Annotated in this window: 21 protein-coding genes; 8 read left to right on the plus strand and 13 right to left on the minus strand. The window is 41.2% G+C overall.

Features of this window, described 5'->3' with window-relative positions; all coding sequences use genetic code 11:
* Positions 1-443: 443 nt before the first annotated feature.
* A complete protein-coding gene (gene hdfR / locus BA1DRAFT_RS12520) occupies positions 444-1,280 on the minus strand; it encodes an HTH-type transcriptional regulator HdfR (protein WP_036779608.1) in 837 nt (278 codons plus the stop codon).
* Between the two features lie 125 nt (positions 1,281-1,405).
* Between hdfR and BA1DRAFT_RS12525 the strand changes: the two genes are divergently transcribed.
* Positions 1,406-1,744, plus strand: coding sequence for a MaoP family protein (locus tag BA1DRAFT_RS12525; protein ID WP_036779611.1), 339 nt, complete (start codon positions 1,406-1,408; stop codon positions 1,742-1,744).
* A 46-nt stretch (positions 1,745-1,790) separates the two neighbouring features.
* Here BA1DRAFT_RS12525 and BA1DRAFT_RS12530 read toward each other — a convergent pair whose 3' ends face one another.
* Positions 1,791-3,314 (minus strand): YifB family Mg chelatase-like AAA ATPase, encoded by a 1,524-nt coding sequence (locus tag BA1DRAFT_RS12530; protein ID WP_036779613.1) that lies wholly within the window; start codon positions 3,312-3,314, stop codon positions 1,791-1,793.
* Positions 3,315-3,955: 641 nt separating this feature from the next.
* Here BA1DRAFT_RS12530 and ilvL point away from each other — a divergent pair.
* The 6 genes from ilvL to ilvA all read left to right on the plus strand — a co-directional run bounded on the left by ilvL (position 3,956) and on the right by ilvA (position 10,557).
* Positions 3,956-4,054 carry an ilv operon leader peptide gene (gene ilvL, locus BA1DRAFT_RS22025; RefSeq protein WP_071647081.1) on the plus strand — a complete coding sequence of 33 codons (99 nt, stop codon included), beginning with the start codon at positions 3,956-3,958 and terminating at the stop codon, positions 4,052-4,054.
* Between the two features lie 138 nt (positions 4,055-4,192).
* Complete coding sequence (gene ilvG, locus BA1DRAFT_RS12535; protein WP_036779616.1) at positions 4,193-5,839, plus strand: acetolactate synthase 2 catalytic subunit; 1,647 nt, start codon at positions 4,193-4,195, stop codon at positions 5,837-5,839.
* Positions 5,836-6,093: an acetolactate synthase 2 small subunit gene (gene ilvM, locus BA1DRAFT_RS12540; RefSeq protein ID WP_036779619.1), complete on the plus strand. Its 258-nt coding sequence runs from the start codon at positions 5,836-5,838 to the stop codon at positions 6,091-6,093. Before ilvG ends, ilvM begins: the two co-directional genes overlap by 4 nt.
* 23 nt (positions 6,094-6,116) lie before the next feature.
* The gene (locus BA1DRAFT_RS12545) at positions 6,117-7,043 is read left to right on the plus strand and encodes a branched-chain amino acid transaminase (RefSeq protein WP_036779622.1); all 927 of its coding nucleotides are present in this window, start codon (positions 6,117-6,119) and stop codon (positions 7,041-7,043) included.
* A gap of 84 nt (positions 7,044-7,127) precedes the next feature.
* Positions 7,128-8,978, plus strand: a complete 1,851-nt coding sequence (gene ilvD, locus BA1DRAFT_RS12550) for a dihydroxy-acid dehydratase (RefSeq protein WP_036779625.1) — start codon at positions 7,128-7,130, stop codon at positions 8,976-8,978.
* A gap of 4 nt (positions 8,979-8,982) precedes the next feature.
* Positions 8,983-10,557 (plus strand): threonine ammonia-lyase, biosynthetic, encoded by a 1,575-nt coding sequence (gene ilvA, locus BA1DRAFT_RS12555; protein WP_036779628.1) that lies wholly within the window; start codon positions 8,983-8,985, stop codon positions 10,555-10,557.
* A gap of 137 nt (positions 10,558-10,694) precedes the next feature.
* On the opposite strand, the gene BA1DRAFT_RS12560 is transcribed toward ilvA, so the two are convergent.
* The 9 genes from BA1DRAFT_RS12560 to BA1DRAFT_RS12600 all read right to left on the minus strand — a co-directional run bounded on the left by BA1DRAFT_RS12560 (position 10,695) and on the right by BA1DRAFT_RS12600 (position 19,838).
* Complete coding sequence (locus BA1DRAFT_RS12560; protein ID WP_036779631.1) at positions 10,695-12,212, minus strand: DHA2 family efflux MFS transporter permease subunit; 1,518 nt, start codon at positions 12,210-12,212, stop codon at positions 10,695-10,697.
* Positions 12,213-12,219: 7 nt separating this feature from the next.
* Positions 12,220-13,392 (minus strand): multidrug efflux MFS transporter periplasmic adaptor subunit EmrA, encoded by a 1,173-nt coding sequence (emrA, locus tag BA1DRAFT_RS12565; RefSeq protein ID WP_036779634.1) that lies wholly within the window; start codon positions 13,390-13,392, stop codon positions 12,220-12,222.
* A 322-nt stretch (positions 13,393-13,714) separates the two neighbouring features.
* Positions 13,715-14,458 (minus strand): 3-oxoacyl-ACP reductase FabG, encoded by a 744-nt coding sequence (fabG, locus tag BA1DRAFT_RS12570; RefSeq protein ID WP_036779636.1) that lies wholly within the window; start codon positions 14,456-14,458, stop codon positions 13,715-13,717.
* A gap of 56 nt (positions 14,459-14,514) precedes the next feature.
* Positions 14,515-15,330 carry a MaoC/PaaZ C-terminal domain-containing protein gene (locus BA1DRAFT_RS12575; RefSeq protein WP_036779638.1) on the minus strand — a complete coding sequence of 272 codons (816 nt, stop codon included), beginning with the start codon at positions 15,328-15,330 and terminating at the stop codon, positions 14,515-14,517.
* Complete coding sequence (locus tag BA1DRAFT_RS12580) at positions 15,327-16,592, minus strand: beta-ketoacyl-[acyl-carrier-protein] synthase family protein (RefSeq protein ID WP_036779640.1); 1,266 nt, start codon at positions 16,590-16,592, stop codon at positions 15,327-15,329. Before BA1DRAFT_RS12580 ends, BA1DRAFT_RS12575 begins: the two co-directional genes overlap by 4 nt.
* 155 nt (positions 16,593-16,747) lie before the next feature.
* The gene (locus BA1DRAFT_RS12585) at positions 16,748-16,984 is read right to left on the minus strand and encodes an acyl carrier protein (RefSeq protein WP_011148745.1); all 237 of its coding nucleotides are present in this window, start codon (positions 16,982-16,984) and stop codon (positions 16,748-16,750) included.
* Positions 16,985-17,099: 115 nt separating this feature from the next.
* Positions 17,100-18,290, minus strand: coding sequence for a cysteine desulfurase family protein (locus BA1DRAFT_RS12590; protein ID WP_036779645.1), 1,191 nt, complete (start codon positions 18,288-18,290; stop codon positions 17,100-17,102).
* The gene (locus BA1DRAFT_RS12595; protein WP_036779647.1) at positions 18,287-18,643 is read right to left on the minus strand and encodes an iron-sulfur cluster assembly scaffold protein; all 357 of its coding nucleotides are present in this window, start codon (positions 18,641-18,643) and stop codon (positions 18,287-18,289) included. Before BA1DRAFT_RS12595 ends, BA1DRAFT_RS12590 begins: the two co-directional genes overlap by 4 nt.
* Before the next feature lie 16 nt (positions 18,644-18,659).
* Complete coding sequence (locus BA1DRAFT_RS12600; RefSeq protein WP_036779650.1) at positions 18,660-19,838, minus strand: LuxE/PaaK family acyltransferase; 1,179 nt, start codon at positions 19,836-19,838, stop codon at positions 18,660-18,662.
* Positions 19,839-20,232: 394 nt separating this feature from the next.
* Between BA1DRAFT_RS12600 and BA1DRAFT_RS12605 the strand changes: the two genes are divergently transcribed.
* Positions 20,233-21,318 carry a flavin-containing monooxygenase gene (locus tag BA1DRAFT_RS12605; protein WP_036779653.1) on the plus strand — a complete coding sequence of 362 codons (1,086 nt, stop codon included), beginning with the start codon at positions 20,233-20,235 and terminating at the stop codon, positions 21,316-21,318.
* Between the two features lie 225 nt (positions 21,319-21,543).
* Here the strand turns inward: BA1DRAFT_RS12605 and BA1DRAFT_RS12610 are convergent, their stop codons facing one another.
* Positions 21,544-22,398, minus strand: a complete 855-nt coding sequence (locus tag BA1DRAFT_RS12610) for an AraC family transcriptional regulator (protein WP_036779656.1) — start codon at positions 22,396-22,398, stop codon at positions 21,544-21,546.
* Between the two features lie 579 nt (positions 22,399-22,977).
* The gene (gene ilvY / locus BA1DRAFT_RS12615) at positions 22,978-23,859 is read right to left on the minus strand and encodes an HTH-type transcriptional activator IlvY (RefSeq protein WP_036779659.1); all 882 of its coding nucleotides are present in this window, start codon (positions 23,857-23,859) and stop codon (positions 22,978-22,980) included.
* Positions 23,860-23,941 lie beyond the last annotated feature (82 nt).

Here is a 23,941-nt window from a genome sequence, read left to right on the forward strand (position 1 = left end):
TGAAAAAACAGCACGAAACTATCTGTCGATGGTGAAATTAGGCTGTATTCGACTCTTTTGCCGGAGATTATATAATTAAGGGACACTACCTAGTAAAAGCTCTTCTGAACTAAGTGTCTGGAGGATATATGCGAAAGAATTTTATCTAATATTTTGATTACGAAGTTTTTTTCTTAAGAAAGGCTTGAATTGAAGGAAAGGATACCTAAAACGATAAGGTAGGAACACTATGTCTGATTCAAGTCATAATTTCAAACTATACGTAAGGATTATTTGGTAAATAAGGAGCTATATGTGGGAAGATAAAAAAGTAATCCCACTTTATGCTCTATCTGAAACTTCTTTCTCCCTTACTATTTTCATTCCTGTTTTCGTATAGTATTGCTATCCATAAGTTTTGCAGAACACATACTTACTGATTGAATGATTTATATGAAAACTTCTTAACCTCTTGCAGAAGTATGTATGATAGGTATTTTTAATAGCTGTTGAATGAATGCTTGCTGATCATTTTTTTGTAGCCATATAGCATATAATGGACGTTCAATTAGTTCAGTGTTTGGATAAGAAACCAGTTCTGGATGTTCATTTTGCCAGTGTATTGGTAAGAAGGCGGCTCCTCTTACGCTATTGAGTAGTTGGCGGGCTATATGTGCTGAGGTGGTTGTGATGATGGGTAGCTGCTCACTTTTTAAGATCCGTTGTTCCTGATGATGGAAATCAGCTCCCCATTCTAGTTTGATGTAATTTTTAATTTGGCATTTCAGATTTTCTTCTGTTGTTAATAATTTCAAGCAAATATTCCCTAATAATAGGCTTTGGAACTCATCCATTTTAGGTGGTTCGGTAGTGATTAACAGATCTAATTCACGAGAATGAAGTTGTTTAACAAGGGATTGTCGTGTAGAAACCCGAGATTCTAATCTTAATTCCTGATGTTTTTTATAGAAATCTTGTAACCAGGGGGTTAAATATGCTTCCCATAGTGATGCGGTGGCACCAATTGTTAATTCAGTATGTTGAGAAGCGTGCATGATCTCCTTTTTAGCCAACTGCCAAGTACTCATCAGTGATTCAGCATAGGGAACAAGGCGCTCTCCTGCTGCTGTAAGACGGATGTTATTGCGGTGCCGTGTGAAAAGATGGGTACCTAATTGATTTTCTAGCTGGCGTATGCGAAAGCTAACTGCTGATTGCGTCAGGTACAATGATTCGGCTGCTCTCCCAAAGTGACGAGTTTTACTGACTTCCAAGAAGGTTTTCAGTAATTCAGTGTCCACATATATCTCCAATAATATTTATCGTTAAGATTTAAATTTTTTGTTTTACAGAACGCCAGGCCTATCTAATACTCCGCGCCATAATTGGCATGATAGTAACAGTACTAGAATTAGGAGTGTGTCAGATGGCCGAAAGCTTCATCACGACTAATCGTTTTTTTGATAACAAAAATTACCCTCGTGGGTTCTCCCGTCATGGGGATTTCACCATTAAAGAGGCGCAATTGCTAGAGCGCCACGGTTATGCGTTTAATGAGTTAGATCTTGGTAAACGCGAGCCTCAAACAGAAGTAGAAGAGCTGTTTGTTGCTGTTTGCCGGGGTGAACGGCAGCCTGTGACAATGGAAGAAAAAGTATGGACCAAATATCTTGCAAGGATTAGTCGTCCAAAACGTTTTCATACTCTTTCAGGCGGTAAGCCTCAGATCGATGCTTCTGATGACTATACCGACACTGATGATTAATATCATCACAAATTGTGAATATAGGGGCTTTGCCCCTTTTTCATTTCTAACCCGATTGTTTTTGTAATTGTATTAATAGCCTGTCCATACTGCGGTAGCTTAAAGCTTCCATGATATGTGGTTTTTCTATCTCTTTTTTTTCTTCTAAATCAGCAAGTGTCCGGGATGTTTTCAGAATTCGGTGCCATGCTCGGATTGAAAGCCCTAGTTTTATTAACGTTTGTTCAAGAAATACAGCATCGTTAGGTTTGAGCTTACAAAATGCCTCTGTCTCTTTGCTATTCAGATGAGCATTAATTTTTCCACAGCGTTTCAGTTGTATTTCTCGCGCTGCCAGCACTCTTAATCTTACATTTTTACTGCTTTCGCTTGATCTATTAGGGCTACTCAATGTTCCAATCGGTAACAGAGGCACTTCAATTGAGAGATCAAAACGATCCAAAAAAGGTCCAGAAAGTTTAGCTAGGTATCGAAGTATTTGCTGGGGGTTACTTCGATTGTGAATTCCCTGATGGTAGCCTGTCGGGCTAGGATTCATTGCTGCGATCAATTGAACTTGAGCAGGAAAACAAACTTTTGCTCTGGCTCGGGAGATAATTATTTCCCCTGATTCCAGTGGTTCTCTGAGAGCATCAAGGACTCTGCGTTCAAATTCAGGTAGTTCATCTAGAAATAGTACGCCATTGTGAGCAAGTGAAATTTCACCAGGTTTTGGAAGTCCGCCACCGCCAACCAGTGCTGCCATTGAAGAACTATGATGAGGCGCTCTGAATGGGCGTGTATGCCACTGTTCAGGTGGAAGGTAGGTATCCACCAGACTATTGATGGCGGCGACCTCAAGGGCTTCTTTGTTTGTTAATGGCGGTAATAAACTACATAGGCGGCTTGCCAACATTGTTTTTCCTGTCCCTGGTGGGCCAAGTAGTAAAAGATTATGTCCGCCTGCTGCTGTGATTTCCAGTGCGCGTTTTGCTTGTTCCTGACCAATAATATCCTGAAGATCTGGCTGTGATGGCTCTATTGAGGGTTTATGTTGGATCGTTGTTGTCAGTAGTTGTTTTTCTCCCTGAAGAAAGTGGCAGATGTGTAAGAGGTGTTCTGCCATTAACGTTTCATTCTGAGATAAGATTGCCAGCTCTATTGCGTTTTCTGTTGGTAGAATAAGTTGCCTTCCTGCTTCTCCTGCGCTGAGTGCAGCTGAAATTGCGCCGTTAACTTTTCGTAAACCACCGGATAGAGCGAGTTCACCAAGAAATTCATAATGATTTAGTGTATTGGTAGGTATTTGTTCTGAAGCGGCTAGAATAGCGATAGCGATCGGTAAATCATAACGACCACCTTCTTTGGGAAGATCTGCGGGCGCAAGATTGACGGTGATTCTTTTAGACGGATAGGTAAACCCGCTGTTGATCAACGCACTTCTGACACGATCTCTTGCTTCTTTTACGGCTGTTTCAGGTAAACCAACCAGAGTTAATCCAGGCAAGCCATTACTAATATGCGCTTCAACAGTAACAATTGGGGCATGAATACCTATAGTCGCTCTGGTATAAATAACAGCGAGGGCCATCCTATTCTCCTTCGTAAGAAAGGACATATGATGGACTGAAATTAGATAATAAATAGTTTTCTATTATTTTTTTGCGAAGCGGCTCTAATAAATATTTTGTGAAGCAGCGCGAAAGATTTTTTTAAACTTATCATTAAGTGATTTTTATTTCATTTTATTGATTTTTATGGTTTATTTTTTAATTTGGATTATAAAATTAATTATTTTTATATTCATATTATGGGGTTTTATTTAAGTCATGTTTTTAGATTGGTTTTATTGAAATAGTTTATTTGAAATTCAAATTTATATATTTTTCACAGTGAATAAATTTAGTGTGTTATATCATTCTGATTTATTTTTAATGAGAAGTTTTTATCACTTAGGTGATTAATAATAAGATCTTTACTTTTGGTTATAGTTGAATGATTTGTTTTTTATGTTACCGCTTTGTGTATTGTTTTGTTTATATCTAATCAGTTAGTTTTTATAACTTAAATTGGAGTATTTACTGGACAAATAATCTAAATAGTAAGTATTTTATTGAAAATAAACGATATTTTTTTATGTCGAGTAATAAAACAAAATAAATGTTGTCAAGCTATAAAGAACGTGATAACTCTTAAATATAGATTAAACAAACGAATTAAACGACCAAGATTATGAACACATTTGTCCTAGTGATTAGCCTAATTATTGTCAGCGTGGTGGTGATTATTATCCCACCGTGCGGGGCAGCACTTGGACGAAGAAAGGCTTAGAAAAACAGCCAGATCTCTCGAAGACCCCCGCACCGAAAGGCGCGGGGGTTTTTTTTCGACAAGCAAAATCAGATAGAGACGGAAACATACAACAGAACAAAATCTTGTCTCACAGGGTAAACACAGGGGATATGAAAAATGAACGGGGCGCAGTGGGTTGTAAAAGCATTACGAACGCAGGGGATTGATAAGGTTTTCGGCTACCCTGGTGGTGCGATCATGCCGGTTTATGATGCTTTGTACGATGGTGGTGTGGAGCATTTGCTTTGTCGGCATGAACAGGGGGCGGTTATGGCTGCAATCGGTTATGCGAGAGCCAGTGGTAAGCCGGGAGTTTGTATCGCTACATCGGGACCGGGAGCAACAAACTTAATCACTGGATTAGCCGATGCGTTGTTAGATTCTGTTCCTGTTGTTGCTATCACTGGTCAGGTTGGTTCTGAATTGATTGGAACTGATGCCTTTCAAGAAGTTGATGTTTTAGGTCTCTCCCTTGCTTGTACCAAACACAGTTTCTTAGTGGATTCACTGGAAAATTTACCTCAAATTATGGCGGAAGCCTTTTCTATTGCCACTAGTGGTCGACCTGGCCCAGTTTTGATTGATATTCCTAAAGATATTCAGCTGAAAGAGGGGAATTTGGTTCCACATTTGGTACCCGTTGAGCAAAAAGCGCCCTGTTCGGAAAGTGAATTAGAACAAGCTCGGAAGATGATTGCGGCGGCTGTAAAGCCAGTATTGTATGTCGGCGGTGGAGTCGGGATGTCTCAAGCAGTTTCTGTTCTGCGAGATTTTGTTGTGGAAACAGGTATGCCGGTTGTTTCTACGTTGAAAGGTTTGGGAGCTGCTGATTCAGAACATCCATGTTATCTGGGCATGCTTGGGATGCATGGTTCGAAAGCGGCCAATCTTGCCGTTCAGTCATGTGATTTGTTGATTGCTGTGGGTGCTCGTTTTGACGATCGTGTGACTGGCAAACTTAATACTTTTGCTCCACGTGCAAAAGTTATTCATCTGGATATCGATCCGGCAGAGTTGGGTAAATTACGTCAGGCTCATGTGTCGTTACTGGGGGATGTGAAGGCATTATTGCCCCGTTTGCAACAACCATTGTCAATTATGCCCTGGCAACAGGAAGTGAAATCTCTGAAAGCTGAATATCCTTGGTGTTATGACCATCAGGGGGAGAGTATCTATGCGCCTTGGTTATTGAAGCAGGTTTCAGATCGTAAAGCATGTAATACGGTTATTACTACCGATGTTGGACAGCATCAAATGTGGACAGCTCAGCATATGACTTTTGATGGGCCTGAAAATTTTATTACATCTAGTGGGTTGGGCTCGATGGGATTTGGTATCCCTGCTGCGATTGGCGCTCAGATTGCTCGACCGGAAGATATGGTGATCTGTGTATCTGGTGATGGTTCTTTCATGATGAATGTTCAGGAATTGGGGACAATTAAACGCAAACAATTACCAGTAAAAATTTTATTGTTGGATAACCAGCGGTTGGGAATGGTGCGGCAATGGCAGGAGCTGTTTTTTGATAAGCGATATAGCGAAACGACATTAACAGATAACCCTGATTTTGTCACATTAGCGAAAGCTTTTGATATTCCGGGGCAACATATCACGGATAAATCACAGATTAATGAAGCGCTGAATGCATTATTCACTAGTCAAGGCCCCTATTTATTACAGGTATCTATTGAGGAATTAGAGAACGTTTGGCCGTTGGTCCCTCCCGGTGCAAGCAATGAAACTATGTTGGAGAAATCACTATGATGCAGCATCAACTTGCAATCCATGCTCGTTTCCGTCCTGAAATATTAGAGCGTATCTTACGGGTAACGCGTCATCGTGGATTTCAGATCTGTTCCATGAATATGGATCAAACAATGGATGGCGATAATGTTAATATCGAATTAATTGTCGCCAGCCAAAAACCGGTTAATTTGTTGTCTTCACAACTGGCTAAATTAGTGGATGTCGCTGGCGTCAAGATCCTGCAACAAAAATCACAACTCATACGTGCATAACGTAGAAATAAAGGAATAAGAGAATGACGAAGCAATCCGATTACATTTGGTTCAATGGTGAGATGGTTCCTTGGGCAGATGCTAAAGTTCACGTCATGTCCCATGCTTTACATTATGGCACCTCTGTTTTTGAGGGAATTCGCTGCTATGACTCTCATAAAGGGCCCGTGGTTTTCCGTCATCGTGAGCATATGCAGCGTTTACATGATTCTGCAAAGATTTATCGCATGCCGTTGAGCCAAAGTGTCGATGAATTAATGGAAGCATGTCGGGCAACTCTTCGTAAAAATAATTTAGTCAGTGCTTATATACGCCCACTCGTCTTTATCGGTGATGTTGGCATGGGGGTTAATCCACCGGCTGGCTATAAAACGGATGTTATTATTGCCGCTTTTCCTTGGGGAGCTTATCTGGGAGAAGAAGCACTGGATCAAGGGATTGATGCGATGGTTTCTTCATGGAATCGTGCAGCGCCAAATACAATACCAACTGCGGCCAAAGCAGGTGGTAACTACCTATCTTCACTTTTGGTAGGTAGTGAAGCTCGTCGTCGTGGATATCAAGAAGGTATCGCATTGGATGTTCATGGTTATATCTCTGAAGGTGCGGGTGAAAATCTGTTTGAAGTAAAAGAGGGCATATTGTTCACTCCACCATTTACTTCATCTGCATTACCAGGAATTACTCGTGATGCCATTATCAAATTAGCGAAAGATTTGGGGCTGGAAGTGCGTGAACAGGTATTGTCGCGCGAATCTTTGTACCTGGCTGATGAAATTTTTATGTCAGGTACAGCGGCTGAAATCACACCTGTTCGTAGTGTTGATGATATTCAGGTTGGTATCGGTAAGTGCGGGCCTGTTACTAAGAAAATTCAACAAGCTTTCTTTGGTTTGTTTGATGGCACGACAGACGATAAATGGGGCTGGTTAGATCCGGTCAATCCTTAATAGAACTATACCTTTAGTAGAACTATAAATAATTTAACGGGCGGTTCGTTCCCCGCCTGTTTTGATGACACGGGAGTGAAAATAATGCCTAAGTACCGTTCTGCCACTACGACTCATGGTCGCAATATGGCTGGAGCTCGCGCTTTATGGCGCGCGACAGGGATGACCGATGCAGATTTTGGTAAACCGATTATTGCAGTAGTTAACTCATTTACTCAGTTTGTTCCCGGGCATGTTCATTTGCGGGACTTAGGTAAACTGGTTGCTGAACAGATTGAAGCATCAGGCGGTGTTGCAAAAGAGTTCAATACCATAGCGGTGGATGACGGTATCGCAATGGGGCATGGTGGTATGCTCTATTCTCTGCCGTCACGTGAATTAATTGCTGATTCTGTTGAATATATGGTGAATGCACATTGTGCGGACGCGATGGTGTGTATTTCCAATTGTGACAAAATTACCCCAGGTATGCTGATGGCGGCATTGCGCCTGAACATTCCGGTGATTTTTGTTTCCGGTGGTCCTATGGAGGCGGGTAAAACTAAATTGTCAGATCAGATTATCAAATTGGATCTGATCGATGCCATGATCCAAGGTGCGAACCCGAATGTCAGTGATGAGGATAGTAGCCAGATTGAGCGCTCAGCTTGCCCAACCTGTGGTTCCTGCTCAGGCATGTTTACCGCTAACTCTATGAATTGTTTGACAGAAGCGTTGGGCTTGTCTCAACCGGGGAACGGTTCATTACTGGCTACTCATGCAGATCGCAAGGTGTTGTTTCTGAATGCAGGCAAACGCATTGTTGAGCTGACTAAGCGCTATTATGAACAAAATGATAATAGTGTTCTGCCGCGTAGTATTGCAACGAAAGCCGCATTTGAAAATGCGATGATGTTGGATATTGCAATGGGTGGCTCAACTAATACCGTGCTTCACTTACTGGCGGCAGCGCAGGAGGGAGAAGTTGATTTCACTATGGCGGATATTGATCGTTTGTCTCGTCAGATCCCTCATCTATGTAAGGTTGCACCAAGTACACAAAAGTACCATATGGAAGATGTTCATCGTGCTGGTGGTGTGATCGGTATTTTAGGTGAGCTGGATAGAGCGGGTCTGTTGAATCATCAGGTTAAAAATGTTTTGGGTCTGGATTTGTTACAGACGCTTAATCAGTACGATGTGGTGCAAACGGCGGATGAATCAGTAAAGGAAATGTATTCGGCAGGCCCTGCGGGTATCCGTACTACTCAAGCATTTTCACAAGATTGTCGTTGGCCTTCGTTGGATACTGACCGTGTAGAAGGGTGTATTCGCGACATTGAACACGCCTATAGCCGGGATGGTGGTCTCGCTGTTCTATTTGGTAATTTGGCTGTAGATGGTTGTATTGTAAAAACTGCGGGGGTTGATAAGGGTAGTCTGATGTTCCGTGGGCCAGCCAAAGTTTATGAAAGTCAGGAAGATGCGGTTGATGCGATCTTGGGTGGAAAAGTTGTTGCTGGTGATGTGGTGGTCATTCGTTATGAAGGACCAAAAGGCGGACCCGGTATGCAGGAAATGTTGTATCCGACGACTTATCTAAAATCTATGGGGTTAGGTAAAAGCTGTGCATTGATTACCGACGGGCGTTTTTCTGGTGGTACCTCGGGTTTGTCGATCGGCCATGTTTCTCCGGAAGCGGCTAATGGTGGGTTAATCGGATTGGTTCAAGATGGCGATATTATTGATATTGATATTCCACTGCGGAAAATTCGACTTGATGTAGATGAAAGGGTACTTGCTACCCGTCAAGAAGCTGAATTTGCTCGCGGAGATAAAGCGTGGACACCGAAAGCTCGTGAACGTCAGGTATCGTTTGCCCTGAAAGCCTATGCTTCATTGGCGACTAGTGCGGATAAAGGCGCTGTCCGTGATAAATCTAAGTTAGGGGGATAATCGCATGGCTGCATTTCTTCCCTTAACTTCCACACCAAATGGTGCAGAGTATTTGAAGGCGGCATTAAGCGCGCCGGTTTATGAAGTTGCTCAGGTGACTCCTTTGCAGGAAATGGAGAAAATTTCTGCCCGCTTGGGAAATACTATTTTGGTAAAGCGGGAAGATCGACAACCTGTTCACAGTTTTAAGCTCCGTGGTGCGTATGCCATGATTGCAGGTTTGACTGAGGAACAAAAAAACCGAGGAGTGATTACTGCGTCAGCCGGTAATCATGCTCAGGGGGTGGCGCTTTCTGCCAATCGTTTGGGAATTAAATCTCTGATTGTTATGCCGGTTACTACTGCGGATATTAAAGTTGATGCAGTCCGTCGTTTCGGCGGTAAGGCTCTGTTGTATGGCGCTAATTTTGATGAGGCTAAAGCTAAAGCAATAGAAATGGCACAACAGGAGGGTTATACCTTTATTCCTCCGTTTGATCATCCCGCTGTAATCGCGGGTCAGGCAACACTGGCGATGGAACTTTTACAACAGGATGTGCGCTTGGATCGCATCTTTGTACCTGTTGGTGGTGGTGGTTTGATTGCTGGAGTGGCAGTGTTGATTAAGCAACTGATGCCAGAAATCAAAATCATTGGGGTGGAAGCGGAGGATTCAGCTTGCCTGAAAGCGGCAATGGAAGCTGGACATCCGGTAGATTTACCACGAGTTGGCTTGTTTGCTGAAGGTGTTGCTGTTAAGCGTATCGGTGATGAAACATTTCGTTTGTGTCAGCAATATGTGGATGGTGTTATCACGGTAGACAGTGATGCTATTTGTGCGGCGGTAAAAGATCTGTTTGAAGATGTACGTGCGATTGCTGAGCCATCCGGTGCATTGGCACTAGCTGGATTGAAAAAGTATGTTCAGCAGTATCAGCTTAAAGGTGAACGACTGGCGCATATTCTTTCTGGCGCTAATGTGAGCTTTCACGGGTTGCGTTATGTCTCTGAGCGTTGTGAATTGGGCGAGCAGAGGGAAGCATTGCTGGCAGTGACTATTCCTGAACATAAAGGGAGTTTCCTGAGTTTTTGCCAGAAGTTGGGCGATAGGGTGGTAACAGAATTTAATTATCGTTATACGGATGCAGATCCTGATCAGGCTTGTCTTTTCGTTGGTGTTCGCTTGAGTCGTGGTGAAATGGAGCGACAGGAAATTATCGAGGAATTGCGTACCGCAGGATATCAGGTTGCTGATCTTTCAGATGATGAAATGGCGAAATTACATGTTCGTTATATGATCGGCGGTCGCCCATCTAAGCCATTGAAAGAGCGCTTGTTTAGTTTTGAATTTCCTGAATCGCCGGGGGCGTTGCTCAAGTTCTTACAAACTTTGGGAACTCATTGGAATATTACGTTATTCCATTATCGCAATTATGGTACCGATTATGGCCGGGTGTTAGCCGCATTTGAATTGTCAGAAGCGGAAGTGCGTTTTAAGCGTCATCTTGATGCATTAGGCTATGCGTATCACGATGAGACGGATACCCCCGCGTTTAAATTCTTTTTAATGTGCCAAGCGTCTGAAGCAGCCGGAGGTTGATCGGTGTCTTGGTAATGAAAAAATGTATTCTATAAAACGACAAAATAGCGCCTTGTTAAGGGGCTATTTTGACAAGATTTAATATTCACCGAGGTTCCATTGGAAAGAACTCTATAACAAATTCTTTGATCATTGTGCTATTTCTTTTCTCCAACAGTGGGTTTTGCCAACCAGATAAAGATCAGCAAGATCAGAAAAATAAAGCCAAATAGCCAATAAATCTCGTTAGCGGCAATAATCAAGCCCTGATTCGTGATTTCACGTGCCAGAGAATGGCTGGTTTGGGCTTGCGACATCCCTAATTGTCCCATTTTTTCATAGGCTTGTTGGGCAATAGGATTATGGGGAGTTATCGATTCAGTTAACTGAACGTGGTGGACAGCTTCGCGACGGGACCACATGGTGGTGGTAATTGAAGTCCCTACGGATGTTGCCAGAGTGCGTAAAAAGTTGAACAAGCTACCGGCAGAGGCGATTTTAGCGGGTTCAACGTCAGATAGTATAATGGCTGTTAGTGGCATAATTAAACAGGCGATAGCAAAGCCCTGAATAAATTGTGGCCAGGCAGCGGTGGCAAAGTCCATTGATAGCTCAAAGGTATTTGTTCTCCAAAAGAAACAGAGTGCAAAAATGATAAAGCTGAACATAACTAAATAACGCATATCAATTTTTGAACTAAAACGACCAATGAGTGGAACGAGCATTATCGGCACTATTCCTAATGGAGCCATTACTAATCCTGCCCAGGTTGCTGTGTAACCAAACACCATTTGTAATAATTGAGGTTGCAAAACCAGCGTGCCTATGTGGAGTAGGAAAGCCAAACTGATACATAAGGTACCGATAGTAAAATTACGAGATTTAAATAGTGATAAATCAATGATCGGATCATCATCGGTGAGTTCCCAAATAATTAGGAAAGTGATGGCAATGACGGCGGTAATGGCTAATACAATAATTTCTGTTGAATTGAACCAATCAAGCTCTTTTCCTCTATCGAGTAATAGTTGAAAACAACCAACACCGATGACCAATAAAATTAGCCCTATGACATCAATTGACCTAGCCGTTGTTTCAGTTTCCCGGTCTTTTAACAATATCCAGGTGATAGCAATGGCAACAAAGCCAACCGGAACGTTGATGAGGAAGATCCATCCCCAATGATAGTTGTCACTGATCCAACCACCAAGTATGGGGCCACAAACCGGAGCGACAACGATAGTCATTGACCACATTGCCAGAGCCATATTGCGTTTTAGCGGAGGATAGTTGTTGAGTAACAAACTTTGCGAAAGGGGCATAATTGGCCCGGCTGAGATACCTTGTAGAACGCGGGAAATGATCAACATTTCCAGGCTATTAGCAATACCACATAACCAGGAAGTGATCACAAACAAGATCATTGAAATTAAGAAAACCCGGACTTCCCCGAACCGTTTTGCTAACCAGCCAGTTAATGGGATAGAGATCGCGTTTGCAACAGCAAATGAAGTAATTACCCAAGTACCTTGTGATACTGATGAACCCAGATCTCCAGCAATTGTTGATATTGCAACGTTAGCAATAGTCAGATCTAATATTTGTAAAAAAGCGGCTAATGCTAAAGCCAGGGTTAGCCAGCCAAGTTTGGCTCCTGATAATGGCTCTTTTAGCATGTTAACCTCACTTATTTTGACTGGTATTAACTTGAATGATTTCGTTAATTAGCTGATCAATTTCTCCGGTGTTGTAAGTCAAGACGTTGGTTTCATAAACAATGCTGTTGCGAGGTGTATTGGCAAGCACCAGACCATCCCGATTTCGGGTATCAACTGTGGCGTGCATGGATAAACCAATGCGTAAAGGATGATCAATAAGCTGCTGTGCTTCCAATTCAACACGAACAGGCAAACGTTGAACCACTTTGATCCAGTTGCCGGTGGCGTTTTGTGCCGGTAATAAAGAAAATGCACTGCCTGTTCCCATATCAAGACCAACGATCTGACCTTTATAAATGACATCACTACCATAGAAATCACTCACCAGTGTTACAGGTTGACCGATACGGACATTGGCGAGTTGAACTTCTTTGAAGTTAGCTTCGACCCAAAGTTGATCTGCGGGTACGATAACCATTAGGGGAGCGCCGCTTTTTATTTGTGAGCCTACTTGAACACTGCGGCGTGAAACGTAGCCGGTTACCGGCGCTACAATCTGGGTACGCTGTAAGGTTAACCATGCATCGCGAAGCTGGGAAGCAGCCAGTTTAATCTTAGGTTGTTGATCTAATGGAGTGTCTATAACTAATGCTTGGTTGGCATAATATTGTTGTCGGGCAACATTCAGCTCAGATTTTGCCATTTGCACGCTATTGCGGGAATGAATCAGGTTTTCTTTGGCGATAGCACCGGTGAGTCCCAGATGTTCACGTCGTTTTAAATCATCTTGAGCCTGTTGTAATACCGTTTGTTTGAGCTCAATGTTAGCCAATAGTTTTTCATTATCAATAATGGTTTGGTGGGTTTGCCTGACATTATTAGCCAATGTATTTTTCGCTCGTTCAAAAGCATGTTCTGCATCAATAGAGTCCAAACGTAGCAAAATATCGCCTTGCTGAACGAAGTCAGTATTATCGGCATAAATAGCGGTTACGCTACCGGTGATTTGGGCCATCACTTGTACCTGATTACCAACAACGTAAGCATCATCAGTCGCTTGATAATGACGTAGTGAAATAAGCCAATAGGCGAAGTAACCCAACCCGGCAAAAACAAATAAGAGAGCTGCGAGGATCAGTGCTAATTTACGCTTTGACTTTTTCTCATTAAGCGGAGGTGATTGTATTTCTCCGGCCATGTGTTCTCTCCCATCACAGTGATTAAAAGTAAATTTGTCTTAATTAATGTACTTATATTTGATTAAACACCTTGGAGTCGACTACAAGGTCAAGCCCTTCTCATTTGATAAAATGAAAATTGCTAGTATTTAGCACTTAACGCAAAAAGCATGATTTAATATTAAAATTGTTTATTATCGTTATTAACATTTATCAGATAGGCTGGATTGTCTATCTGGCAATGATTAACGGTATTTTGTGCTAGTACCCAGAACATTTATCTGGGTACAAATAATCACAGAATAGGGATACGAAGCCATTGATGTTAATTAGTTAACTGACTCAGGCAGTCATTCCTCCATCAATAACGAATGTTTGCCCGGTGATGTAGCGTCCGCCGGAGCTGAGCAGGAAATTGATTGTCAGAGCAATATCTTCCACTGAACCTAAACGGCCTAATGGGATGTTAGATAATAGTTTTTTCCTGTGTGATGCAGGAATATGATCCAACATCTCAGTATCAATCAAGCCTGGCGCAACGGTATTGACCCGAACATTAAATCGGCCAACTTCAACTGCTAATGAGCGGGTAATACCGATCATAGCGGCTTTGGTTGCAGCGTAATTAACTTGCCCTGAGTTGGCTTTAAACGCAGTGACTGAGCTCATGTGGATAATGCAGCCTTCTCCCGCAGTAATCATTTCAGGGAGAAAAGCGTGATTGACTAAATAAACAGAAGAAAGATTGGTAGAAATCACATTGTGCCACTCTTCTTCTTTCATATTTATTAGCAATGCATCTTGTGTAATTCCGGCATTATTGATGATGGCATAGGGAGAGCCATATCGTGAGATAAGCTCTGTTGACAATATTTTGACTTCTTCGGCGTTTGAGACATCACATTGATAGCCCTCACAGCGATAACCTTGCTGTTCAATTTCCTGACACAATGTTTGAGCTTCATTTGTGCTTGATTTATAGGTAAAAACCACGTGATAGTTCTGAGCAGCCAGCATTTTTACTATGCCTTTGCCGATACCACGTGATCCTCCTGAAATAAAAACCCAAGGTGTGCTGATACTCATTAAGTTATTCCTCTAAATTTTTGCCATCCGTCTGCCAATACCGCATTCATCAAATCTTAGTTGGCAATTTGCTTTCTTTTTGTTGTTCCCATCAGGCTCATCTCAACAACTAAAGAGATTTCTCCATTCAGCCAGATCGGGATTTCCAACGTACCGTATAACGAGCCATCAACATCGAATGTATCTTTTGGCAGGATCGTATATTCGATATTCGGCATTTCATCTGGGATTTGGCGATTGAGCAGCGCGGGAGAAAAACTCACGGTGTGCATGACATGCAAGACAATAAGGTCTTTGAGGCATGTTTCATCATGTTCTTGTTTGCCAAAATAGGTTTTAAATTCTGTTGCTAGTGCGGTTTTGGCACTTTGCTGCATGAAAAGATAAAACATCAGAGCATCGAGAAAGATCCAGAATTCATTGACTTCCGGAAAAGTATGTTTGAATTCAAGGGATTTTTTTATCGTCTCTTGTATGGGAACTTGGCAACGTGGTTTTTCAGGAAATCTAGTTTTTTGTGAAAAATCAAAACAACTATAGTGACCAACTAGAGGTTTCAGGTTAGTTGTTTCATCTTGCAGATTAAAGGTCGTTTTCCCATTTCGGTCAGTGTGCTTAGTTTTAACACAATAACAGGCATCCAGAGGGACGGGATTGCGCAAATTAACGTGCCACTGTCTGCCCATTTCCCTATTTGGTTGTGACAGATAATCGTATCCGCTTTTGAGCGGGATCATTGCCAGCATGCCGTGTACTGCAATACCACCCAACCCGACTTCTCTTGCGATTTTTTCATCAAAATGGATAGGATTGTAGTCGCCAGAGAATTTAGCCCATTGACTGAGATCTTTTTTGCTGAATTGAACGTTCATCTGTCGGCTTTCCTAAAAATAAGTGCACAGTTTGTACCACCGAAGCCATAGTTAACATTTAAAGTAGTGTCGATAACTTGGTGAGTCCGGTGGATATTAGGGACATAATCCAGATCGCATAGCGGATCAGGATTATTTAGGTGCATAGTTGCGGGGATCGTTGCTGTCTCTATTGCTTTAATACAAAAAATAGATTCAATTGCTCCGGCTCCGGCAATAAGATGGCCTGTATAGGATTTTGTACTGGAAATAGGAATACGATAAGCGTGTTCGCCCAGGCTCATTTTTAGAACATCGGTTTCGTTAATGTCGTTGAGTGGGGTTGATGTCCCATGAGCATTAATATAGTGAATATCTGAGGTAGAGAGTTTGGCCTGTTCCAGTGCCATCTGAATCGCCATGACTCGTCCTTTGCAATCAGGTGCTGGGGCAGTCATATCTGACGCATCAGAGTAATTGCCATAGCCAATCACTTCTGCCAATATTTTGGCACCTCTGGCAACAGCGCTGTCATAGTCTTCAAGACATAATATTGCTGCCCCTTCTGACATAACGAAACCACTACGATCTTGGCTGAATGGACAACAGGCTTTTTCGACAGATTCCTGTTCTTTACTCAATGCCCCAAGAATGTCGATACTCCAGACGATGAATGGATCTCTGATGCTTTCACCGCCACCTGCCAGCATCATCTTAGTGCGTCCACTGCGGATAAGTTCAAACGCATCTCCTATCGCCATACTGCCGGTTGCACAAGCTGCAACCGGGGTATTTTGGTATCCCCGTAAATTCCAGTTCATTGAAATCGCTGCTGTCCCTACGCTGTGCATAGACATGATATTGGTCATCGGTGAGGCAATGCCTTGATCAGCATAAGAATGGCTGTTTTCAACGGTTGCATCTTCTCCACCCCAGCCAGTACCAAAAATGACGCCGCGTTCAAAAGGGGAATAATTTTCGTCAAGAGCGGCTTTATCGTTACCAAATGCCATCTTGATTGCTTCATCCGCCGCAATTAGCCCAAGTTTGCTGAATTTGGGTAGGTTCTTTAATAATTTTTTGGAAAACCGTGATACATCAGGAGAGAAAGGAATATTGCCGAAAAATTTTGCTACAACAGAAGCGTCTGGGTGTTCTTCCTTTTTATAGCCTACCCGATAATTTAGGATTGCATCCCAAATTTCTTGGGTATTTTGCCCAAGAGAACAGATAGAACCATAACCTGTGACGGCAACGCGACGATAGCCTGTTTGAATATTCATGAAACATTATCTCCAAAATTCATTTCCTGGTGATATGCTTTATTTTCTAATACAACCAAATAATAGGATTGGTAGATAAAAGCATCATAAAAATGAATGTTAGCTGTGTTGTGATGTTGTCATAGACAGCTAACATCCCAGTGTATTAGTGATGATTATTTTGCTAATTCACTGACATAATTGACAAAATCACCGATTGTCGTCGTGTTGTCTCGCTGGAACTTATCGAAATTCAGTTGAATTCCCATTTCTCTTTTTAAAGCAACCTGAATAGAAACGAAATCCAGACTCACTAAATGAATATCATCAAGGAGAGTATCGAGAGTGATATCTTCTGGTTCGATATCAGTTAATTCAGTAATTTGAGATTGAAGTAATTCAAACAGTTTCATATTAATGTCCCCTAAAAATTTAAAAAATGTTGGCGGAGCTTAGGTGCCAGAATATAGGTATTAATGAATCAATGCGTTATTCCGGCCACACCGTTTTTTAACTGTCGTTTTGCTATTATTCCTGGGTGATTAAAGATTGCCCTGAAATTTTAAGTAAGTTATACGTTTCTTGTTTGATGGCGTTAGCCAATATCTCAATATCATCTTGACTTGTGGTATATCCGAAGCTGATGCGTACCGCGCTATCAATACGATCATCGGGCAACCCCATAGCAGCCAGAACGTGAGAACGTTGGGTTGATTTGTTATTGCTACAGGCTGATCCTAGAGATAAAGAGATGCCGTGACGTAAATCTAGCCTGCTGGCTAATGATTCAGCACGAATACCCGGGAAACTTAAATTGAGTGTCCAAGGTGCCTGAAACGCTGGATTGGTATTGCCATTAATCAGGTAGTTAACACGATGCTGTTCTAACAGAGAGAGTAAAGTTTCTCTGAGCGTTTTGTAAGTATTGAAACGTTCTTGCAATCCGTTCAGTGATTCTTTAGCTGCTGCCGTGAGTCCTGCGAGGCCCAGGGTGTTCTCAGTGCCGCTGCGTACTCCTTGTTCTTGTCCTCCACCATGCAGCAAGGGATTTAATTGAATCCCCGGTGCATGGTAGAGCCCGCCAATACCTTTCGGGCCGTTAAACTTATGGCCGGAGAAAGAGACGGTCGTTACGCCAGAAAGTGTGTCACAACTAAAAGAGAGCTTACCAATAGCCTGTACTGCATCGATATGCAGGTAAACACCGGCCTCTTTTGCTAAAGAGGCGACAGCTTCATAGGGCTGGATCACACCGGTTTCGTTGTTAATTGCCATCAATGTGATCAGGCGAGTTTGTGGCCGTAGGTTTTCCTGGATACTTTGTACACTTATCCGCCCTTGATTGTCGGGGTTGATCAGCGTTAGCTGAAGCCCGCGTTGCTGATACCAGAGTAATGGCGCCAGAACAGAAGGATGCTCAATGGAAGAGCTAATAACATGATGGGCAGACAGATCCGAACCGGGAAGCGTTGCTAACAAGCTGGATAAGGCTTGGTTATTACTTTCAGTTCCTCCTGATGTAAACAGGATTTGCTCTGGGACGGTGCCCATTAATGAAGCCATCGATCTTCTAGCGTCAGTGAGCAACTTTTTAGCCATGCCGCTTAAGCTGTAGTGGCTGGACGGATTAGCAAAAATAGACATTGCATCTTTAATCGCCAACTGCGCTTTAACACTTAGCGGTGTTGTGGCGTTGTAGTCGAAGTATAGGCTTGTCATATTTTTCCCTTTAGCTGCTCAAATAGCTTATGCAGCATATCAAGGCAGTGTTGCTGTGCTGGTTCTAACTCGCCTAATAACGCATCAATGCCCTCAGGTGATAATGCGTTCAATTCTTCGAGAGTTTTACCTTTAGCATGGCGGCAAAATTGATTAGACATTGCCAGGGAGGCGGTACATCCCCATGCACGAAAGCAGGCATTATCTACCCTCCCTTGGTTATCCAGTGTCAGGTCGATATCAACCTTGTCACCGCATACAGGGTTCCCTAATACCAGTTTAATGGTGGGATCGGATAACGTCCCCTGGCAGTCAGGATTGCAAAAATTGTCAATAATGATGTTGTTAAACATAATTCCACCTTGCTATTTATACCGCGGGTGTAGCTGGGGTACCTTCATCGTCTGACATTTTTCTCTCAAGGTTGACTGCACAGCAACCAAACTCTTTAGCAGCAGCGGTACGCATAACAAACTGAACTCGCTGAGAATTACGCCAGGATTTATTAGGATCGGTACGCAAGTAGACCAAATCTTCTGTCAATAACATGCCGGGGGTGGAAACAGAAAGTGGATCTAAGATCACTAATTGTCCGGTTTCACCATCAGGTAGCTCACGTGTTAAATCATTAGGATCACGAACGGAGAAATGAATATAAGGAGGAACATGTTTATGGTTATATTCATCTTCGATGGCAAGAAGGTTTGCTTCAACCAGACCATACATATCACGTGTCCGGGAAGCTGGAATGCCCAGCCATTCTTCAATATCTGCATTCAATTCGCTGCGGGAGATCATATCCCCGGTAAAACGTTTCCAGCCGCCCATAGTAATTACCATGCTATCGCGATCTAAAGTGAGCTTGGTATTATTCTCTTTTAGGAACGTAATAAAACGATGGATCATGAATGGAGGACCAATTAAATGCCGGGTGAATTTGCCTTTCCACTGGATTAATTGATTCAGTGAATCTTCTGGAGAAAAGCGGTCCTGATTAATCATATAGCGTCGAGTATCTAACAGACCTGTCAGGAAATTAAAGATTTTAACCAGCGCCATTTCTGGAATATCTTCTGTTGATGGGCATAAACATAGGCCGGCGCCGCCAGATACTTTGAACATACTGCGATAATTAGAATAGACAGCCAATACTGTATGATCCATCGTATCGTGGCAACGACGATAAACGCTAGGAATTCCACTGGTACCCGTTGAGCGCATTTCATGTTCGATTTCAGATAATGGCTTGCTTAATAAACGGTGGCTTTCGGCTGATTTATAAGTTGCAACAGGTATCAGTGGGATGCGAACTAAATCATTATAACTCTGGATGTCTTCTGGCTTAACACCTTGTTTTTCACAAATATCTCTATAGTAAGGGTTATTATGATAATGGAAATGAAAAGCGTCCTTAAGCAAACAGGTTTTTAATTCTTGTTGCTCTTCTTTTGACAGCTTATAGAGCAGGTCAACATCGGCTATTAACCATTTCAGCGGATTTCCGCCACGAGATTTTATACCGTCATATATATTTTTGATATTTTCCATTTTTTTCATCTCCGGTAGGGTAAAGAGTAGATAAATTAATCTTTGTTTATTATAAGTTATAGCAATAAAGCATAAATTACGTAGGCAAAAAGGATAGTCATTAATAATTTATTTTTATTGAATAAATTGGCTATATTATTGCTTGGATTATTATATGGATTTATCAATATTGTTAAAATTATGCTAAAAATAGCTGGTTTATTCAAAATATTCACTTTAGTACGAATATGACCAGTTAATTCAAGTAAATTTTTTAATTGTCTTTTATATTTTTGTGAAGTTCGTTGTTTTTTGATCTATTGAGTGTTCTTTTGGCAAGTTTTTCATTGTCCTAAGATTCCGATAATGATAAAAACAAAATATAGATAAATACCAAATTAGAAAATGAGTACGCATGATGAAAATGGATTGCTTAATTGTGGGTGCCGGTCAAGCCGGACTAAGTTTAGCGGCTATTCTTGCGGCTAAGAATATTAATGTCTGCATATTAGAGCGAGAAGCGCGTATTGGTGATGTGTGGCGCAGGCGTCCTGATAATATGCTGTTATTCACTTCACGTGGTATGACTCAGCTTCATGGCTTACCATTTCCTGGAATTAAAGAGGGTTATCCAGATAAAAATGAAGTTGCTGATTACCTTGAACGTTATGCTTCACATCATAACCTTGCTATACATACTCAAACTGAAGTGGTTGAAGTGAAGCATGATAAAAATGGCTATCGTGTTAAAACAAAAGATGGAAAAGTATTTCACGCGCCTTGTTTGGTTAATGCAACAGGCGCTAATCAATTAGCTGATATTCCAGCGCTTGCCGAACAACTTTCTACTGATATACAGCAAATCGGAGCAGATCAATATCGGGAGCCAAAACAAATTAAAGCAGGCAGCCGAGTCGCTGTCGTTGGTGATGGGGCGAGTGGCCGCCAGATTGCTAAAGATTTGGCAGCAACGACGAAGGTGACGTTATTTTGCGGTTCTTCCCGTCCGCTCTTACCTAATAGAATACTGGGCAAAGATATCTTTTGGTGGTTAAGTAAAAGTGGTCTGTTATTTGCCAATTATTACAGTTTGGTCGGAAAAATTATGCGGCGGCGTAATCCTATCCCTTGTGGAGATCTGAAAAACCACCGATTAGCTGCTTTGGATATAAAAATAGCGAATAGGTTAGTTGATATAAAAGACAATAAATTATGTGATTTGTCTGGCAATCAATATGAGGTAGATACGGTTATTTGGTGTTTGGGGTATAAAGATAATACGGCATGGTTAACGCTTCCCGGTGCTGCGGATGCTAATGGATTCGTTTGTGAAAATGGCCATGCGGAAGGTGGGAAAACCCCTTATCCTGGGTTATTTATCGTTGGGCGGAAGTGGTTGAGTAGCCGTGGTTCTGAACTGATGTTAGGGGCTTATAAAGACACCTGCCGGGTCGCTAAATGGGTAGAAAATTATCTGAAAGAGCGGGTATCATTAAAATGAATGATTAATACAGAATAGTGATATTTTACTCTGTATATTTTATTTGTCGTGGATTGACGGTTTATTGGATAATATTGTTGCTCTGAATTCTGTATCATTACTAAGAGTGCATAATATAGTAAATGTGCTATTAGGAATAAAATGATACAGAATCTCTAATATACTGGCTTTGATAATAACGGTTATAAATAGAAATTATTTATTTTAGCTGATTTATCAAAAATATTATTTATTCATAACATAGATATTTTGCTTGGTAAAATTTAGATTTGTTAATGTTGATGATAAATTGAAATATTTTTGTGGTGTTTGTTGTATCCTGTTCTTACTGGCATGTTTTAATTCAGAAGGTCTTAATCCATATAGTGTCATGCAGGTACGGCTGAAATGTGCGCCATCGGAAAATCCGCTATTACAAGCTAGTAAAGTCAGTGAATCTGATGAATGTATCTCATCAATAGCATGATGCAGACGTTTCCATAATAGATAACTACGGAAATTAGTTCCCATTTTTTCTCTAAATAGGTGCAAGAATCGACTCTCGGATAAATAGAGTTGATTTGATATTTCACGAGAAGATATACATTTAACCGGTAATTCAGTAATAAGAGAGGCCGCTTTCATGATTCGTTTATCCTGATAACAATGGCAATCTTCTATTTTACCTAAAAGGTTGTTTAAGATGAAAATATCTGGAGAGGTTTCTGATTGTAAACAACTAATAAAATAATTTGCTATTAAACTGGATGATTCTTGATTTAAATATATGATATCTGAACCTCTCATTTGATGTAGTAATAAATGACATAGTGGATTGGCTAGGTCTATCAGTAAATTAAAACAGAGTTGCCCTTCCGAGTGTAATTTGTGTTTAATATTAGAAGAAATAATGAATCCATGTGCTTGTCTCGATTCATTTTCGGTATCAATCCTCATCAGTGAATTATGTGGTGATACACTCAATTGGATACAAGGATGATGATGCCATTCTGTTTGCATATTATAAGAGAAAACCAGATCTTGTAGATGGAATTTATAGAATTTAATAAAATACGGTGATTTGTCTATTTTGTGTAACATGATGGTGTCCTTTATTAAATTATTGTGTGTGTTTGAATTAATTATTCAATATAATTATTATAAATCCTAGGTGTTATTTTTTAATTAAATTATATTAACTAGTTAAATAATTGTTATTAGTTACTATGTCATCAAAAAACTATTAAGTGGTTATTATGAGGTTGCCTCCTCTGGTATCTAGGTGAAAATAATTTCACTATTGTAAAATATCGTTATGATATGGCGTAAAGAATTATTCTCCACCTGTTTTTCGCGGGTGGAATATTTAATTTTTGCTAGCCAATATTAACAATATCTGAATTGCTAAACGTTAAATAGCTATTATCTGCTTGATATAATTAAAAGTATTTTCTTTCGTAACATAATTAATGACCAAAAATTTAATGTGGAGCCAATATTTTTATATGATTATTTTAATTGGTTATAACTTATATTAAACATATTATCATGAGAACAATATGGTTATATTTTTATGTTCTTTGTGAATTAGGCCACATAAGTTATAAGTGTATTGGCATAATACCGGAAATAAGTTGCATCAGGCTTGTAATGAATAAAAAGACCTGTTAGGGCAGTTTGTTATAACAATCCCCAAAATGCTTTAATCAGGGGTTCATTAAGCCGTTTTCTCTGTACACATATACCCAATTCGAACGGTTCTACTAGAGAGATGTTGTCCAGTAAAGATATGCGATTGCGTACCGGTTCAGGGCTATTTTCTACAACGACATTGGGAATTAATGCCACTCCACAACCTAATGCAACCATAGAAACGATGGCTTCGTGGCCGGACACGGTTGCATAAATCAATGGATTGTTAATTTTATGGTGGCGGAACCAGTACTCAATGCGTTTACGTGAAGGGCCGTGCTCCGGCAAAATAAAGGGAATATTATTCCAGTTAGGGTAGTCTTGTATGACGAGTGCGCGTACAGAACAGGGAAGGGAAGGTGCAATCAGTACCAGTGGGACTTCACCGATTTTGGTGAAGCTAACATTATCTGGTAGTTTTTCCGGCTTACCGGCAATACCTAAATCGGCATCATTAGACTGTATCTTATTGACCGCATCTGCGGCATCACCCGTGGTGAGTTTGATTTCAACCATAGGATGTTCTGCGCGAAAACGGTCTAGGATCTGTGGTAAGTGACTATAGGCCGCTGTGACTGAACAAAATAGACGTAACTCGCCACATAAAGATGGGCTTTGTTGATTCAGTGAGTGTTTTAATTGCTGGTATTGTAGCAGTGTTTGTTGGGCGAATTGTTTAAATTGCTCGCCGGCAAAGGTCAATTTTACGGTGCGATTATCCCGTAAAAATAGTGGATGCCCCAAAATATCTTCAATACGCTGAATCTGGCGAGATAATGTGGATGGACTGACATGCATTGCTTTTGCTGTACGACCAAAATGACAGCTTTCAGCCAGATGTAGAAACAGTTTGAGGTCGCGTATATCCATAGCCTATTCTCCTTTTCCTGTCCAATAATCTGTATTGCATAAAGTGCAATGTAGTATTGTTAATATATCAATTTAAGCAATG

Origin of the sequence: Photorhabdus aegyptia (assembly GCF_000612035.1) — a bacterium.
GTDB lineage: Bacteria > Pseudomonadota > Gammaproteobacteria > Enterobacterales > Enterobacteriaceae > Photorhabdus > Photorhabdus akhurstii.

Bases quoted from the DNA above. Each gene is read 5' to 3' on its own strand.
- BA1DRAFT_RS12525 (WP_036779611.1), top strand. From the start codon at position 1,406: ATGGCCGAAAGCTTCATCACGACTAATCGTTTTTTTGATAACAAAAAT.
- BA1DRAFT_RS12530 (WP_036779613.1), bottom strand. From the start codon at position 3,314: ATGGCCCTCGCTGTTATTTATACCAGAGCGACTATAGGTATTCATGCC.
- ilvL (WP_071647081.1), top strand. From the start codon at position 3,956: ATGAACACATTTGTCCTAGTGATTAGCCTAATTATTGTCAGCGTGGTG.
- ilvG (WP_036779616.1), top strand. From the start codon at position 4,193: ATGAACGGGGCGCAGTGGGTTGTAAAAGCATTACGAACGCAGGGGATT.
- ilvM (WP_036779619.1), top strand. From the start codon at position 5,836: ATGATGCAGCATCAACTTGCAATCCATGCTCGTTTCCGTCCTGAAATA.
- BA1DRAFT_RS12545 (WP_036779622.1), top strand. From the start codon at position 6,117: ATGACGAAGCAATCCGATTACATTTGGTTCAATGGTGAGATGGTTCCT.
- ilvD (WP_036779625.1), top strand. From the start codon at position 7,128: ATGCCTAAGTACCGTTCTGCCACTACGACTCATGGTCGCAATATGGCT.
- ilvA (WP_036779628.1), top strand. From the start codon at position 8,983: ATGGCTGCATTTCTTCCCTTAACTTCCACACCAAATGGTGCAGAGTAT.
- BA1DRAFT_RS12560 (WP_036779631.1), bottom strand. From the start codon at position 12,212: ATGCTAAAAGAGCCATTATCAGGAGCCAAACTTGGCTGGCTAACCCTG.
- emrA (WP_036779634.1), bottom strand. From the start codon at position 13,392: ATGGCCGGAGAAATACAATCACCTCCGCTTAATGAGAAAAAGTCAAAG.
- fabG (WP_036779636.1), bottom strand. From the start codon at position 14,458: ATGAGTATCAGCACACCTTGGGTTTTTATTTCAGGAGGATCACGTGGT.
- BA1DRAFT_RS12575 (WP_036779638.1), bottom strand. From the start codon at position 15,330: ATGAACGTTCAATTCAGCAAAAAAGATCTCAGTCAATGGGCTAAATTC.
- BA1DRAFT_RS12580 (WP_036779640.1), bottom strand. From the start codon at position 16,592: ATGAATATTCAAACAGGCTATCGTCGCGTTGCCGTCACAGGTTATGGT.
- BA1DRAFT_RS12585 (WP_011148745.1), bottom strand. From the start codon at position 16,984: ATGAAACTGTTTGAATTACTTCAATCTCAAATTACTGAATTAACTGAT.
- BA1DRAFT_RS12590 (WP_036779645.1), bottom strand. From the start codon at position 18,290: ATGACAAGCCTATACTTCGACTACAACGCCACAACACCGCTAAGTGTT.
- BA1DRAFT_RS12595 (WP_036779647.1), bottom strand. From the start codon at position 18,643: ATGTTTAACAACATCATTATTGACAATTTTTGCAATCCTGACTGCCAG.
- BA1DRAFT_RS12600 (WP_036779650.1), bottom strand. From the start codon at position 19,838: ATGGAAAATATCAAAAATATATATGACGGTATAAAATCTCGTGGCGGA.
- BA1DRAFT_RS12605 (WP_036779653.1), top strand. From the start codon at position 20,233: ATGATGAAAATGGATTGCTTAATTGTGGGTGCCGGTCAAGCCGGACTA.
- BA1DRAFT_RS12610 (WP_036779656.1), bottom strand. From the start codon at position 22,398: ATGTTACACAAAATAGACAAATCACCGTATTTTATTAAATTCTATAAA.
- ilvY (WP_036779659.1), bottom strand. From the start codon at position 23,859: ATGGATATACGCGACCTCAAACTGTTTCTACATCTGGCTGAAAGCTGT.